The sequence below is a fragment of the Arthrobacter woluwensis genome (assembly GCF_900105345.1).
Lineage (GTDB): Bacteria > Actinomycetota > Actinomycetes > Actinomycetales > Micrococcaceae > Arthrobacter_E > Arthrobacter_E woluwensis.
In genome coordinates, this window is sequence record NZ_FNSN01000003.1 from 1,077,343 (window position 1) to 1,092,307 (window position 14,965).

The window sequence follows — 14,965 nt, forward strand, 5'->3', positions numbered from 1 at the left end:
TGCGCCGGATCCGGCGCACCCGCCCGTCCGGAAGGTGTCAGATGGCGCAGCCGGCGACCGGCGCCGAGGCGAGATCGGTGAGCGCGTAGTCGTAGGTGGCCGGGGAGGTCTTCGACCCGGCGGCCGCGGACACCCCGGTGGCGGGGTCGATCTTGTACAGGCGGCCCGACCCGTCCGCCGCGTAGAACAGGCCGCTGTCCGCCGTCGTTCCGGAGCCGAGCCATGCGAAACCGTAGATCGACGTCGTCAGCGTGGCCACCGGGCCGGTGACCTGGCGGATCGGCGAGATCGTCACTTTGGCCCCTGCGGCCAAGGTCGCCGTGAGGTATTCACACAGCCAGACCTGTCCCGAGCTGCCCGCCGCGGTGCTGTAGATGAGTCCGTACAGACGTCCGTCCGCGGTGAAGGTGATGTCCGGGATGATCGTGCCCGACGCCGCGACCGCGGCATTGGCGCCGCCCGCCGTGAGGCCGACGCCGCTGAGCACGTAACTGCTGCTCAGCGTTCCGGCGCTCAGCGGCGTCGCGCGGGCAATCTGTGTGGTGGACAGCGCGGTGAGGTTGGTGATCATCCACAGATCCCCCACCGGGTCGCAGGCCATGCCGCCCCAGGCGGCCCAGGTCGGCATCGAGGGCAGGGGTCCGACCACCTCGACGGTCGGCTGCTGCCCCGCGGCCCCGGCCCGCGCCCGGTAGATGTTCGGGTACCCGTTGTTGTAGCGCGAGCCGTAGAACACGTAGGAGGGGCCGGTGCAGTCGGGGGAGACATAGGGCCCGAAGGCGAGGTTGGACGACCAGTACGAACCGGCGAACTGGCCCGAATTCTGGTTCACGGTGTAGCCGCCACCGGTGTCGGCCGGGTCGCCCTGGTACCGGAAGACCACGCTGCCGGAGGACCCGTAGAGGCCGCAGGGGTCGAACGTGGGGCACGGGTCCGGTGTCGGCACCGACGCCGCGAGTGCCGGGGCCGCACTGGTCATCGCGATGACGGGGATGGACCAGGCCGCTCCACGCACCACCTTGCGCCGGTCGATCTGGTTCCTGGGGGCATCGGCGGGGACGGGTGCGTTCGCGGTCATGTTCTCTCCGAAGGGTGGCCGGCGGCGGACGGTGCCCGCGGCTGAGCGAGAGCACGTGTTCACTTCGATGCTACGCGAACGACGGCGGACGCGCCCCGGACCTTGCAGCGCCCCCTACAGCCCCGGCCCCTTACAGCGCCAGGCCGGCCGGAAGCTGCGTCCGGGTCGACTGCCGCGGCACGAACTGCGGCGAGAGGGCCACGCGCTCGCGGGCGCAGAACCCGTCCCGGACCCGCTGCAGGCAGAGGCTCGCGGCGCGGTGACCCAGCTCGAACTTCGGCGGGGCCACGGCGCTCAGAGGGAGCAGGCCGAGGGAGGCGATCTCGTCGTCGTAGGCCACGACCTCCACGTCCTCCGGAACCCGGACGCCTTGCTCGAGGAACAGTTCCGTCAGGGCGAGCGCGCAGCCGTCGTTGTGGACCAGAACGCCGCGGATGCCCTCCGCCCGGCAGCTCTCGGCGAGGCGGGCGAGTGCGGCGCGGTGGGCCTCGTGCCCGTGCGCCGAGGACGGGATCCGCACCACATGCGGCGCGTGGCCGGTGAGTTCCAGGGCCCGGCGGTAGCCCGCCTCGATGGGCGGGGAGTTGGGGCTGTCCTCGAGGATCCCGAGCGCGACCGGCCCTCCGCTGGACTGCACCCAGCGCCGCACGAGCCGTTCGGTGCCGCGCACGTGATCGGTGAAGACCGAGTCCCACGGGCCCGGGTCGAGGACGTTCTCCAGCGGCCGTTCCACCAGGACGACCGGGATCCGGGCGTCGTAGAGGGCCTCCAGCGTGGGGGTCGGACCGTCGTCCGCGCCGAGCGGGGTGATCAGCAGGGCGTCGATCGGTGACGCGAGGAAGCGCTTGAGCAGCCGCAGTTCCTCGTCCGGGTCGTAGCCGCTGACGCCGAGCACCAGCCGGGCGCCGGCCTGCTGGGCGGCGCGGCCCGCTCCCTTGATGATGAGGGAGAAATAGTACTGCGAGGTGGGGACCAGCAGCCCGATCGTGAGCTGGCTCGGCGCGGCCGGACGGAAGGCGGAAGCGCCGCCGGGCAGGCCGTCGTCGGCCGGCACCGCTCCACCGTGCACGCGACGCAGCACGCCCCGGCGCTCCAGCGTCGCGAGGTCACGCCGCAGGGTCATCCCGGAGACCCCGACCTTCTCCGCGAACTCGGTCGCCATCAGCTTGCCGGAGAGCGTGAGCTCCTGCTGGATGAGTGCGTGCCGCTCCTCGGCGTGCATGGTCCCCCTCGGGTGTTCAGTTTCTTTCAGATGAACGATGTTTCTTCCAACTGAACAGGCCCGCACCTAGCGTGGTCAAGAGCTGTCCGGGGTCTGACCGCCCAGCGCCGCCTCTGCGGCGCCCTCGGGCAGGGGAGAGGGTGAATGGACAGGTGAACGACGACGCCGCGCAGCGCCGCGCGTACTGGTTCGGCTTCGCGGACCGGCAGCTCCTCGCGGTGCGGCCGTACTTCTCGCCGGGACACGCCTTGCTGCGGCTCCCTGGACGCCCGGCGTTCTCCGGCGTCCGCTCCGACGAACTCGAAGGCTTCGCCCGCACGTTCCTGCTGGCGGCGCTGCGGGTCGCGGGGTCCGGCGGCGACGACCCGCACGGACATCTGGACTGGTACCGCCCGGGACTGGTGGCGGGCGCGGCGCGATGGACGGATGAGGGCGCCGACGCGGAGCGGGCAGCGGGCAAGGTCGCCGACGAATCCTGGAACCTCGTCGTCAGCCGGACCCAGGCCCTGGTCGAGGCGGCGTCCGTGGCGATCGGCCTGCAGCTGACCCGGCCCTGGCTCTGGGACCGCCTGGATCCGCAGGAACAGGACACGGTCGCGTCCTGGCTGCAGGGCGCCGGAACCGCCGACCCCTGGGACAACAACTGGGTCCTGTTCAATGCTCACGTGGCGGAGTTCCTGGCCGGCGTGGGCCGTGACCACAACCCGGATCACATCACCGCGGCCCTGGACCGGATCGAGGACTGGGCCGTGGACGGCGGTTGGTACCGCGACGGGGACAATGGCGGCACCGGCGACTTCTTCGACTACTACTGCGGCTGGGCCCTGCACCTCTACCCGCTGCTCTGGTGCCGGTTCGCCGCAGACCGGGCGGTCGGCGGCCCTCACCCCTGGGCGGCCGACCGGCTGCCCCGGTACCGGGAACGGCTGAGCGAGTTCCTCCGGACGTACCCGGGCTTCTTCGGCGGCGGAGGGGAGCCGGTCTTCCACGGCCGCTCGCTGACCTACCGTTTCGCCGCGGCCGCTCCGCTGGCCCTGGGCGCGCTGTTCCTGGAACCGGGCGAGCCGGGCGGGGACGCGGAGTCACTGGCACGGGCCGGGACCCTGGCCACGGCGACCCTCCGGTACTTCGACACCCCGGCGGCGTTCCCGGACGGAATCGCCTGCCTCGGCTGGCAGGGGCCGTACGAGCCGATGATCCAGAACTATTCCGGACCCGGCTCGCCGTACTGGTCCTCGAAGGCGTTCCTGGCGCTCCTGCTCCCAGAGGGCAGTCACTTCTGGAACACGCCTGCCGAAACGACCCCGGCACGTCCGGACGAAACCACTCTCATCCCCGGTCCCGGCTTCCTCCTGCATCGCGGACCGGACGGGATCGCCCAGCTGGCCAACCACGGCAGCGACAAGCACTACGGCCCCCACAGTGACAACGCTCTCTACAGCCGCTTCGCCTACTCCAGCCACACGGGGCCGTTGCGGCTGCCGGGGCAGGGTCTCGGCAGCGGCACCGACCCCGTCCCGTCCGAGGCGGTGGACAATCACCTGGCCGTGCTCGACGCCGCGGGCCGTGCCTCGTGGCGCAGCCGCATCCACCGTCTGGAGACCGGCCCCGGCACAGTCCACGGAGCGACCGCCGCGAGTTTCCACCGGCCGGTCTGGACGGTCACGGAGGACGAGGCGGAGCAGCCCCTCACCGTCGCCACCGGCACGACGGCGCATGGCGGCTACCAGCTGCGCGTGTACCGGGTGCAGCTTCTGTCGGGTCCTGCCGGCCGGTACGACGGATGGTCCGTCCGCGAGGGAGGCTGGGCCGTCACTCCCGGGGTCCACGCCACCCTGTGGCCGCTCACGCAGGGCCCGCTCGTGCAGGGTCCTCACGCGCAGGGGAGCGCCGCCGTCGTCGTCGGGGAGATGCAGGGGACCACCGCCTTCGGTGAGGCGCGGTGCCCGACGGTCACCACCTCGCTGAGTGCCGCCACGACCCTCCTCGCCTCCGTGCATCACCTCGGGCTGGAGGCGCCCGGGCACCGGCCCGGACCGTTCACCCTCACCGAAAGCGGGGGATGGGTGCGGGCGTCGGTCCGGATGCTCCCCCTCCAGGACGAGGAGGGGGAACCGTTCACCCTCGGACTCGAGTTCAGGACACCCGGGACGTGAAGTAGGCGCGGGTCGCGGAGGAGAAGCGCGCCCAGAGCAGCAGGCCGATCCCCAGGACGGCCAGCACCAGCACGACCAGCAGGATCCCGCCCACGCCGCCGGCGGCGGTCTGCGAGAACTCGGGCTTCGCCCACTGGACGATCCCGGACACGAAGGCCACGGTGAGCAGCACCCCGCCCAGGAGCGGCAGGATGCCCCGCAGCCAGAGGTTCCGGGCCGAGTCCCGCAGCGTGTGCCGGAAGGTCCAGACGCACGCGAACGCGGTGACGGCGTAGTAGAAGGCGATGAAGACCGTCACCGCATTGGCGGAGTCGATCATGACGTTGGCGCCGAGGAAGGTCAGCACGAGGTAGTAGACCCCGGCGGCGCCGAACACCACCCAGGAGACCGTGCGAGGCGCCTGTGTGACCGGTTCCACGGAACCGAGGCGTGCGGGCAGCGCGCCCTGACGGCCCATCGCCAGCAGGCTGCGCGTCACCGGGAGCACCGTCGCCTGGGCGCCGGAGAGGATCGAGCCCAGCAAGGACACGAGGACCACCCATCCCCACGGTCCCAGAGCCGTCTCCCGCAGGGCGCCCATGACGTCGCCGGAGTTGTCCGGGTTGCCGAGGCCGATGCCGTTGGTGTCCGTGGAAGCGAACATCATGAGCAGCACCGTGAGGGCCAGGTAGATCAGGACGAGGGCCACGGTGGAGAGCAGCGCGCCCCGGCCGGGGGTGCGGGCGGGATCGTCGCTCTCCTCATTCAGGGAGAAGCAGGTGTCCCAGCCCCAGAAGAGGAAGATCGCCAGGAGCACGCCCTGCCCGAGCCGGGACGGGTCCTGGAGCGCGGCGCCCAGATCGAACCAGCCCCAGTGGAAGACCTCGGCCGAGCCGTCGCGGACCACGCCCACCACGAGGGCGATCGCCAGGACGCCCAGGGCGATGTACTGCACATAGGTCAGGGTGCGCTGGACGTTCTCGCCCATCCGGATGCCCCGCGAGTTGACCCAGCACATGCCGGCCATGATGACCAGCGCCGTCGGGACGGTCAGCCAGGGGGACACTTCCCAGGAGCCCCGAGAGATGAGGGCCCACAGGTACTGCGCCGCCACGTGCCCCAGATTCACCAGGACCACGACGCTCGCCACGGCCGTGGCGAAACCGGCCGCCCACCCGCTGTACGGCCCGAAAGCGCGCCGGACCCACGTGAAGGACGTCCCGCAATCAGGTTCGCGCGCGTTGAGCTCCCGGAAGGCCAGAGCCACCAGGAGCACCGGCGCGAAGCCGAGCAGGAGTGCCAAGGGGGCGAAGTCGCCCACCCGGGACACGATCAGACCCAGCGTCACGGACAGTGCGAAGACGGGCGCCGTGGAGGCCATGCCCAGCATGGTCAGATCGCCGAGGTCCAGGATCCCGGCCCGGAGGCCCTTCGGCGAGACGGCGACGGCGGACGAGGGGCCGCCGTCGGTGATGCCCTGACGGCTCATGCCGCACCTCCTGTGAACGCCTGCGCGGCTTCGGCTTCCAGCTCCGCGGCGGTGGGCGCCGGGGCATCGATGATGTTCGGGACGAAACGGCAGAAGAAGTCCGTGACGGGGCCGTCCGACTCCCGGATGCCGCAGCCCACGGACTCGCCGCCCACCACCCAGAGGCCCAGGACCGGGTGGCTGCCGTCGAAGTCAGGGAGCTCCTGGTACTGCTGGTAGCACCAGCCTTCCCGGCCGTAGTCGCCGGGCTGTTCGAGGTCGATGCCCGGGGCGTGGATGCGGATGTTGTCGCCTTCGCGGCCGTGCAGGGGCTTGGCCACCCAAGCGGTCAGGTCGCGAGGCGAGTCCAGATACGCGGGCAGGAGGTTCGGGTGCCCGGGGTAGAGATGCCAGAGGGCTGCGAGGAGCGCCTTGTTGGAGAGGAGCATCTTCCACGCCGGCTCCACCCACTGCGGGTTGACCTCACGCCGCAGGAGGTACTGGCCGAAGGGCTCCTTGGCCATGAGCTCCCACGGGTACAGCTTGAAGATGGTGCTGATGGGGAAGTCGTCCATGTCCACGAACCGCTGGTACCCGTGGTTCCAGCCGATGTCGGACATGTTGATCCCGACGGTCGCCCAGCCGGCCTGTTCGGCCACGTCCCGCATGTAGCCCGTGGTCATCCAGTCCTCGCCGGAGTCCTCTTCCTCCGCGTGCGCCAGGTGCAGACGGGACATGCCGGTCCGGGCCTGGTAGCGGCGCCACTGCTCGATCAGCGCCTCGTGGATCCCGTTCCACTGATCCTTCTCCGGCATGACGTCCTGCAGCCAGTACCACTGGGCGAGCGACGCCTCGATCAGACCGGTGGGGGTGTCCGCGTTGTATTCGAACAGCTTGGCGTCCCCGCCCTTGCCGTCGTAGGCGAAGTCGAAGCGGCCGTAGATGTCCAGGTCGCCGGCCTCCAGGGACGCGACGGCGAGCTCACGCGCCTCGGGCCCGATGCCCAGGTCACCCATCGCCCCTGTGCCCAGGAATCGCGCGGCCTCCAGGCACATGCGGTGCATCTCTTCGGCCACGAGTTCCAGGCGTTCCACCTCGTCCATCTGGAATTCGTAGTAGGCGTTCTCGTGCCAGTACTCCACCTGGGTGCCGTCCGGCTTGGTGCTCGTGGAGAACACCAGCCCCACGGATTCGATCTTCTCGCGCCAGTCCGGGCGAGGGGTGGAGGGTTTGCGTTCCATGCTCAGCCTCCCGTGCTTCGGCCGCCGGAGCTCTTGCCGAAGCCGCCGCGGCTCGTCGTGCTCTTGGTGAAGCTGCCGCCCTTGGAGGAGAAGCCCTTCGCGGCGTGGGAACCCTTGGGGAGGGTGGACGTGCCGCCCGAGTAGTTCTTCACCGAGGAGCCGATCGCGGGGATGCTGCTGCCGCGGGGGAAGAAGTACCAGCCGTAGTGCGCGTGGCTCCGTCCGGCCGTGCTGCTGGCCCCGGAGTCCTCACACTTCGAGTCCTCCACGCGCTGCTGCGTGGATTCGTCGGTGCAGACCTGGGCGTAATCGTCGTCGTCGTTCTGGCTGGCGACCACGGCCGTGATCGTGCCGGCCAGCAGGGCGGTCACACCGAGGGTGATGACGACGGTGCGCCGCCGCTTCCGCTTGGTGTTCCGGCGTTCGGTGGCCTCGGCTTCGAGGGCGAACGGGTCGACGGCGGGTGCGGGTTCGCTGCCGTACCCGGCGGGGGAGTGACCCGGAGCCGCTCCGCCGTGGGGCGGAATGCCGGCGCCGTAGGGCGGCTGTCCGGGAGCGCCGGCCGCCGCGAGGTCTTCATGCAGCGGCGGCTGAGGCGGCTGCCAGGGAGGGGTGGGGGAGGAGCCGTCCTTGCGCCGTCCCGCACCACTGTCCGCCGGTGGCATGCCGGCGGGATCCCCCTGTGGGGGCTGCTCCGCTCCGGACGGTGTGTCGTTGTGGGCCATAGGCCTTTCCTCCCCGCGAGTGCTTCCGTGGCGTGGCGCCTCGGCCCGGCAGGCGGGCGGCGCATCCGGCACGGTGTGACCGATCACGCTCAGTGTACTGAGACGGGACCGGAAAGGGAGGCGGATGACATGGGGAGGACTGCCCATCGCCCCCGGAGGCGCCGAGACCGACCTTCCGCAGGCCCCGGCCCGGCCTGCGAGACTGGTGGCATGACGCAGACGCAGAACTGGGCGCTGACCCGCACCTGGGCCCGGAGACTGTTCGGGGTGCAACGGCCCGGGCTCGGACTCGTCCTGGCGATCGTCCTCCCGGCTGTCCTGGAGGCCGCGGTCACCGCCACCGGTTTCCGGGACTTCCCGGTCGTCATGCTCCTGCATCTGGCGGTGGCGGTCCTGGTGGCCGCGCTCGGCGGGCTCTGGCCGGCCGTTCTGGCTTCAGTGGTCGCGACCCTGCTGCTCAATCTCTTCTCCACCCAGCCCATCGGGTCCTTCCACATGGTCGACCCGAAAGCGGCGGTGACCGTCGTGATCTTCCTGGTGGTGGCGTGCTCCATGGCGCTCGCGGTCGGCCTGGCCGGGCGTCGCGCGATCCAGGCGGAACAGGCCCGCGACGAGGCCTCCCTCCTCAACGGTCTGGCGCTGCGCATCCTGGGTTCGGATGACTCTCTCGAGTCCTTCCTGCACCGCCTGAGCGAAACGCTGGATGGCCGCCCGGTCTCCCTGCTCTCCATGGAGGACGACGGCGCGTGGCCGCAGGGCGCGCAGGTGGAACGCCTGCTCGCCAGCACGTCGCCCGAGGCGCCGGTGCGGTCGGCGGCCGCGGAGGCCGCCGTCGCCGTCGGGGACCAGTACCGGCTCCTGGTGGGCGGAGCCGAACTGGACGCCCGGCAGCAGCACCTGCTCGGGGCGTTCGTCGCCCTGGTGGTGGCCGTGCGGGAGCGGCAGGAACTCGTGGTCAGCCAGCGGGAGAACGCGAAGCTCAGTGAAGGCAACGTCATGCGCACGGCCATCCTCCAGGCCGTGTCCCACGATCTGCGCACGCCGATCGCGGCTATCAAGCTCAATGTGGCCACGCTGCGCCAGCCGGGCATCGAATTCAGTGCGGAGGAACGGGCGGAGCTCCTGGCCTCGGTGGAGGATTACACGGACCGGCTGTCGTCGCTCGTGGCGAATCTGCTGGACATGTCCCGGCTCACGGGTGATTCGGCTGCGCCGCTGCTTCAGCCTGTGCGCTGGAACCAGGTGATGGGATCGGCCCTCCAAGGCGTCCCGGCCGGCCTGGTGACGGTGGATGTCGACGGACGGCCGCCCGTGGAAGCGGACCCGGGCATGCTGGAACGGGTGGTGGCGAACATCGTGGAGAACGCCGTCCGGCACGGGCGCGGCTCCCGGATCATCCTCACGGCCCGGGAAGGCGTGGTGCTGTGCGGGCGGCCCGCCGCGGAACTGCGGCTGGCGGACCACGGCCCGGGCATGGACCTGGAACGACAGGAAGAGCTGTTCCGGCCCTTCCAGAGCCTCCACGATTCCTCGCAGGGAGGGGTCCGGGGCGTGGGCCTGGGGCTTGCCGTCGCCCGCGGCTTCACCCAGGCGATGGGCGGGCGGCTCCACGCGGAGGAGACGCCGGGTGGTGGCGTGACGATGGTGCTGACCTTGCCGCTGTCCGCGGGCCCGGGCGAGGCTGGAAGGGGCCAGGCGGGACCGGGCCAGGCGGGACCGGGCCACGTGGGACCGGGTCCGGCGGACACGAACGCATCGACGACGGAGGGGCGGCCATGACGAAGGTCCTGGTGGTGGAGGACGAATCCGGCATCGCCCGCGCGCTCCAGCTGAACTTCAAGGCCCACGGTTACCAGCCCCTGCTGGCGCCGAATGCCGCCGTGGCCCGACGGCTCGCCGCCGACGAGCAGCCCGAGGTGGTCATCCTGGACCTGGGTCTGCCGGATGAGGACGGCGTGGATTTCATCCGCTGGCTGCGGCAGTGGAGCCTGGTGCCGGTGATCGTGCTGTCGGCGCGGCACGGGTCGCAGGACAAGGTGGCCGCGCTCGACGCCGGCGCCGATGATTATGTGACCAAGCCTTTCGGCATCGAGGAGCTCATGGCGAGGCTGCGGGCGGCGACCCGGCGCTCCGCCGTCGTGCAGGAGATCCCGCAGGTGCAGGGCGCGGATTTCACCGTGGACCTGGCCGCGCGGAAAGTCACACGCGACGGGGCGGAGGTGCGGCTGACGCCCACGGAGTGGAGCATCCTCGAGATCCTGGTGCGGAATCAGGGCCGGCTGGTCAGCCAGCAGCAGCTCCTCCTGCAGGTCTGGGGGCCGGCGTATGCCAAGGAGACGCAGTACCTCCGCGTGTACCTGAACCAGTTGCGCCGCAAGCTGGAGAAGGACCCCGCCACGCCGCGGCACCTCATCACCGAGGCGGGGATGGGGTACCGCTTCGAGCCGTAGGGGCGCAGGTCAGGCCTTCACCATGAAGCGGGAGGGATCGTCCAGCGGTCCGAAACCGTACTGCTCATAGAGCCCGTGCGCGTCGGCGGTCGCCAGGAGCACGCGCCGCAGGCCCAGGGGCTCGAGGTCGGCGATGACCCCGGCGATCAGATCCTTGCCGACGCCCTGGCCCCGGACCGCGGGATCCACGAAGACATCGCAGAGCCACGCGAAGGTCACCGCGTCGGTGACCACCCGGGCGTAGGCGACCTGCCGGCCCGTGGCCCGGTCGAACACCCCGTAGTTCCGAGACGAATCCATGGCGGCGTCCTGCGTCCGCCGCGGCCGGCCCTGAGCCCAGTAGGACTGCTCGCTGAGCCAGCGGTGCACCTGCTCACGGTCCATGTCATCGAGCTGGGCGGAGAAACGGTAGGCGGAGTCCATGGCTTCACGCTAGTCCGGACCCCCGGGGGCGGCGAGTCGAAACGGGCCGTTCCCGGTCGCTGGGGCCTTTAGTAGGCTGGTCGCATGCATCCCGGAACCGTCCTGGCCGTGTGCCGCGTCCACGAACTCCGACCCGACCCCGAAGGCCGGGTGGGGGTCACCGCCATCGACAAGCGACCCGTCGAGGGTCCCGTCACGGTGCACCGGCTGGGCCTCCACGGCGACATCCAGGCGGACCGCGCGAATCACGGCGGGTTCGACCAGGCGGTCTACGCGTACTCGCAGGAGGACGCGGACCACTGGGCCGCGGAACTGGGCCGGGACGTCCCTGCCGGGTATTTCGGGGAGAACCTGCGCCTCGCGGGCATCGCCACCACGCAGGCCGTGATCGGTGAGCGCTGGAGGATCGGCACCGACGTCGAACTGGAAGTGACCTCGCCGCGCGTCCCGTGCGCCACCTTTCAGCGCCGCGTCGAGGAGGCGGCCTGGGTCCGCCGTTTCACGCAGGAGGGCCGGGTGGGCTGCTACCTCCGGGTCATCAAGACCGGCGACATCCGCGAGGGCGATCACGTGCACCGGGTATACGTCCCGGATCACGGCATCACCGTGGGGCAGTGGTTCAGCGAGCCGACCCTGGAGATGATCGACGCCCTGCGGGACGCCGAGGCGGACGGTCATATCGTGCTGCAGGACGAGTACCACGTGAAGTTCGAGAAGCTGGAGAAGCGCCTCGGCCGCTGAGCTGCGCCGCTGACTTCTGAGCGGGGCTTCTGAGCCGCGTTCGTTGTGTGCTCAGTTGTTGCGGGTGTTTCGCTTCGGAACCCGCAACAAGTGAGCACACAACTCGGTGGGAGCAACCACACGCCGACGACGGCGTCGCACACCTTCTGTGGGCAAGCTAACACCGCGGGCTGCCGCCGCAGTGTGGCGCCGGGCCCGGGGCGTCCCGTATGATGGAGACATCCCCCAATCCGGTTTTCCATTTATCCTGCCCAATTTTTGAGGCAGGACAGGTTGAACAAGGGGTCCACAGGGTGTGTGGGCAATTCATGGAACGGCCGGCTGAGCACGTAGAGGCTCGGAAGAAAGCACTGCGCAGAACTCGCTGAGAGAGCGACAGGGATGCAGTGGGATGCCTGGCCATGGGATTGCAAGAGCGCTGGGTTTCCGAGCATCGGGTCAACCGGCTCCGATGCCCGTACTGGCGGCCGCCCCTGACTGTGTGTGCCCGCCCGGCTGGAATGAATGAGGTTCCTCCACCGTGCCCGAAAACAATCTGACTGACAACAACTCCGCCGAGACCGTCGACACCGAGACCGTCCAGGCCCCCGAAGAGACCACCGCCGCTCAGGCCGTGGACGCGGCTCCGGCCGACGCCGAGACCACCGCCCCGGACGGCGACGACGACGGCGCCATCAAGTTCACCGACCTGGGCATCGACGGCCGCGTGCTGGCCGCCCTGAAGGACGTCGGCTACGAGAAGCCGTCCCCCATCCAGGCCGCCACCATCCCGCTCCTGCTGGAAGGCCGCGACGTCGTCGGCCTGGCCCAGACCGGCACCGGCAAGACCGCAGCGTTCGCCATCCCGGCCCTGTCCCGCATGGCCGAGCTGCACGACACCAACGGCCCGTCCCGCAAGACCCAGGCACTGGTCCTGGCCCCCACCCGCGAGCTCGCGCTCCAGGTGGCCGAGGCCTTCACCTCCTACGCCAAGCACATGGAGGACTTCACCGTCCTCCCCGTCTACGGTGGCTCCGCCTACGGTCCCCAGCTGGCCGGTCTGCGCCGCGGCGCCCAGGTGGTCGTCGGCACGCCCGGTCGTGTGATCGACCACCTCGAGAAGGGTTCACTCGACCTCTCCGAGCTGCAGTACCTCGTGCTCGACGAGGCCGACGAGATGCTCCGCATGGGCTTCGCCGAGGATGTCGAGAAGATCTTCCAGGAGACCCCGGACGACCGCCAGGTCGCCCTCTTCTCCGCCACCATGCCCGGCCAGATCCGCCGCATGTCCAAGCAGTACCTGAACAACCCGGAAGAGATCTCGGTCAAGTCCAAGACCACCACCGGTGCGAACATCCGCCAGCGGTACGTGCAGGTCATGGGCCCGCACAAGCTGGACGCCATGACCCGCATCCTCGAGGTCGAGGACTTCGACGGCGTGATCGTCTTCGTGCGCACCAAGATGGCCACCGAGGACCTGGCTGACAAGCTCAAGGCCCGTGGTTTCCAGGCCGCCGCCATCAACGGCGACATCGCCCAGGCCCAGCGTGAGCGGACCGTGGAGGCCCTGCGTGACGGCCGGATCGACATCCTGGTCGCCACCGACGTCGCGGCCCGAGGTCTGGACGTCGAGCGCATCAGCCACGTCGTCAACTTCGACATCCCGCACGACACCGAGAGCTACGTGCACCGCATCGGCCGCACCGGCCGTGCCGGCCGCAAGGGCGACGCGATCCTCTTCATGACCCCGCGCGAGAAGTACCTGCTGCGTGCCATCGAGCGTGCCACCAAGCAGCCCGTGGAGCACATGCACCTGCCCACCGCGGAGACCGTGAACAGCCTGCGCATGAGCAAGTTCGCCGACCAGATCACCGAGACCCTCGAGTCCGAGGACCTGAACGCGTTCCGCGACCTCATCGCCTCCTACGAAGAGGAGCACAAGGTCCCCGCCGCGGAGATCGCCGCGGCCCTGGCCGTCATGGCCCAGGGTGGCAAGCCCCTCCTGGTGGAAGAGCTGCCCGCGACTCCGGAGTTCCAGAAGCGTGAGCGCAATAAGGACGGCTTCAACTCCCGTGGCCCGTCCCGTGCGGTCACCGAGGGCAACGCCACCTACCGCATCGCGGTGGGCCGTCGCCAGCGCGTGCTCCCCGGCTCGATCGTGGGCGCCATCGCGAACGAGGGCGGCCTGAGCTCCTCGCAGATCGGCGGCATCGACATCCGCAGCGACCACACCCTCGTGGAGCTGCCGGCCGAGCTGACCAAGGATCAGTGGGCAGCTCTGTCCCGCACCCGGATCGGCGGCGAGCTCATCCAGCTCGAACTCGACAACGGCCGTCGTCCCAACCGGGAGCGCAACGACCGTGGCGGCGACCGCGGTGGTGACCGTGGCTTCGGCGGTGGACGCGGCGGCAACTTCAAGGGCAACGGCGGGTTCAAGCGCGAATTCCGCAAGTCCGACGAAGGCGGCTTCAACCGTGACCGTGGCGAGCGCGGCGGTTCCGACCGTGGCGACCGCGGTGGCTTCACCCGTGACCGCGGGGAGCGCAGCAGCGCCGACCGTGGCGGACGGTCCTACTCCGAGCGCAACGAGCGCAGCTATGATCGGGACAGTGGTTCCCGCGGTGGATACGGGGAACGGCCGCGCACTGGCGGCTACGGTGAGCGCTCCGGCGGTGACCGTGGCAACAGCAGCTTCGGTCAGCGCAAACCGCGCCACGGCAAGGGCGACTTTGGCGGACGGAACAAGTGGTAAAAAACTTCTCTGAAGAGGCGTTCACCCCTGGGGTGGGCGCCTCTTCGGCGCATTCAGGGCATGTTCCGGCGCACCGGGAGGACGCTCCGGTCGACGCGGTGCCGGCGGGCGATGAGCCGGTCGACGGCGAGGGTGCCGGGGCGCACGTCGCGGGACTGGACCCCGACGACGCCGGGACGCCCGGCGAGGCGCCCGAGGAGACGGAGGCGCTGGCCGCCGTCGTCGTGCCGGAAAGACCGCAGGAAGTGACGGTGGAGGAGGGGGAGACCCTGGAGTCCATCGCGGCGCGCTGGGGTGTCGAGGCGGGCGAGCTGGCGGCACTGAACGCGTGGTTCGTGCCGAACCCGGGATCGCTGTTTCCCGGGCAGGTCCTGAGGCTTCCCGACTGAGCCCACGGAGAGCCGTAAAGGGCCGGTGAGCTGGGCTGATGTGATCTGCGTCAAAGACGGGGCGTGGGTGCGCTCTCGATTTGGCGCGCGGCCCCGGATCCGGTAAAGTATTTCTTCGTTGCCCCCTTAGCTCAGTGGTAGAGCGCGTTCTTGGTAAGAACGAGGTCGCCGGATCGATTCCGGCAGGGGGCTCTGGATGAGTGGCCTGTGTCAAGGCGGTTTTGACCGGCTTGGCATGGGCTTTACTCATCCGTGGCGGCGTAGCTCAGCTGGTTAGAGCGCACGACTCATAATCGTGAGGTCCCGGGATCGAGTCCCGGCGCCGCTACCGAGAAAGGCCCCCGGAACGTCAAAGTTCCGGG

The 14,965-nt window shown here is 70.1% G+C and carries 12 protein-coding genes and 2 tRNA genes; 8 read left to right on the forward strand and 6 right to left on the reverse strand.

Translation table 11 applies throughout. The features are described 5' to 3' along the window. Positions 1-37: 37 nt before the first annotated feature. Entirely contained in the window at positions 38-1,078 is a 1,041-nt protein-coding gene (locus BLV63_RS05520) for a hypothetical protein (RefSeq protein WP_066211700.1), read from the reverse strand. Between the two features lie 130 nt (positions 1,079-1,208). Then, positions 1,209-2,300 carry a LacI family DNA-binding transcriptional regulator gene (locus tag BLV63_RS05525; protein WP_066211699.1) on the reverse strand — a complete coding sequence of 364 codons (1,092 nt, stop codon included), beginning with the start codon at positions 2,298-2,300 and terminating at the stop codon, positions 1,209-1,211. Positions 2,301-2,452: 152 nt separating this feature from the next. Between BLV63_RS05525 and BLV63_RS05530 the strand changes: the two genes are divergently transcribed. Next, entirely contained in the window at positions 2,453-4,456 is a 2,004-nt protein-coding gene (locus BLV63_RS05530; RefSeq protein WP_066211697.1) for a DUF2264 domain-containing protein, read from the forward strand. Here BLV63_RS05530 and BLV63_RS05535 read toward each other — a convergent pair. From BLV63_RS05535 to BLV63_RS05545, 3 genes are read right to left on the reverse strand one after another with little or no spacing between them, the layout of a single operon-like run. After that, entirely contained in the window at positions 4,437-5,924 is a 1,488-nt protein-coding gene (locus BLV63_RS05535) for an APC family permease (RefSeq protein ID WP_066211695.1), read from the reverse strand. The genes BLV63_RS05530 and BLV63_RS05535 overlap by 20 nt on opposite strands. After that, complete coding sequence (locus BLV63_RS05540) at positions 5,921-7,144, reverse strand: glutathionylspermidine synthase family protein (protein ID WP_066211694.1); 1,224 nt, start codon at positions 7,142-7,144, stop codon at positions 5,921-5,923. The genes BLV63_RS05535 and BLV63_RS05540 overlap by 4 nt, the downstream gene beginning before the upstream one ends. Positions 7,145-7,146: 2 nt before the next feature. After that, positions 7,147-7,869 (reverse strand): hypothetical protein, encoded by a 723-nt coding sequence (locus tag BLV63_RS05545; RefSeq protein ID WP_066211692.1) that lies wholly within the window; start codon positions 7,867-7,869, stop codon positions 7,147-7,149. A gap of 210 nt (positions 7,870-8,079) precedes the next feature. On the opposite strand from BLV63_RS05545, the gene BLV63_RS18320 reads away from it, so the two are divergent. Continuing rightward, positions 8,080-9,648 carry a sensor histidine kinase gene (locus BLV63_RS18320; RefSeq protein WP_066211690.1) on the forward strand — a complete coding sequence of 523 codons (1,569 nt, stop codon included), beginning with the start codon at positions 8,080-8,082 and terminating at the stop codon, positions 9,646-9,648. Then, positions 9,645-10,319 (forward strand): response regulator, encoded by a 675-nt coding sequence (locus tag BLV63_RS05555; protein ID WP_066211689.1) that lies wholly within the window; start codon positions 9,645-9,647, stop codon positions 10,317-10,319. The genes BLV63_RS18320 and BLV63_RS05555 overlap by 4 nt, the downstream gene beginning before the upstream one ends. Positions 10,320-10,328: 9 nt before the next feature. On the opposite strand, the gene BLV63_RS05560 is transcribed toward BLV63_RS05555, so the two are convergent. After that, positions 10,329-10,742 carry a GNAT family N-acetyltransferase gene (locus tag BLV63_RS05560; RefSeq protein ID WP_066211686.1) on the reverse strand — a complete coding sequence of 138 codons (414 nt, stop codon included), beginning with the start codon at positions 10,740-10,742 and terminating at the stop codon, positions 10,329-10,331. Between the two features lie 84 nt (positions 10,743-10,826). Here BLV63_RS05560 and BLV63_RS05565 point away from each other — a divergent pair, with 84 nt between their 5' ends. The 5 genes from BLV63_RS05565 (at position 10,827) to BLV63_RS05585 (ending at position 14,931) form a co-directional block, all read left to right on the forward strand. Further along, a complete protein-coding gene (locus tag BLV63_RS05565; protein ID WP_066211684.1) occupies positions 10,827-11,483 on the forward strand; it encodes an MOSC domain-containing protein in 657 nt (218 codons plus the stop codon). A 520-nt stretch (positions 11,484-12,003) separates the two neighbouring features. After that, entirely contained in the window at positions 12,004-14,214 is a 2,211-nt protein-coding gene (locus BLV63_RS05570; protein WP_066211683.1) for a DEAD/DEAH box helicase, read from the forward strand. Continuing rightward, on the forward strand, positions 14,208-14,603 hold the full coding sequence (locus BLV63_RS05575; protein ID WP_082724033.1) for a LysM peptidoglycan-binding domain-containing protein: 396 nt from the start codon (positions 14,208-14,210) through the stop codon (positions 14,601-14,603). Before BLV63_RS05570 ends, BLV63_RS05575 begins: the two co-directional genes overlap by 7 nt. Before the next feature lie 120 nt (positions 14,604-14,723). Beyond that, positions 14,724-14,795 (forward strand) — tRNA-Thr (locus tag BLV63_RS05580). 62 nt (positions 14,796-14,857) lie between these two features. Next, positions 14,858-14,931, forward strand: a tRNA-Met gene (locus BLV63_RS05585). Positions 14,932-14,965 lie beyond the last annotated feature (34 nt).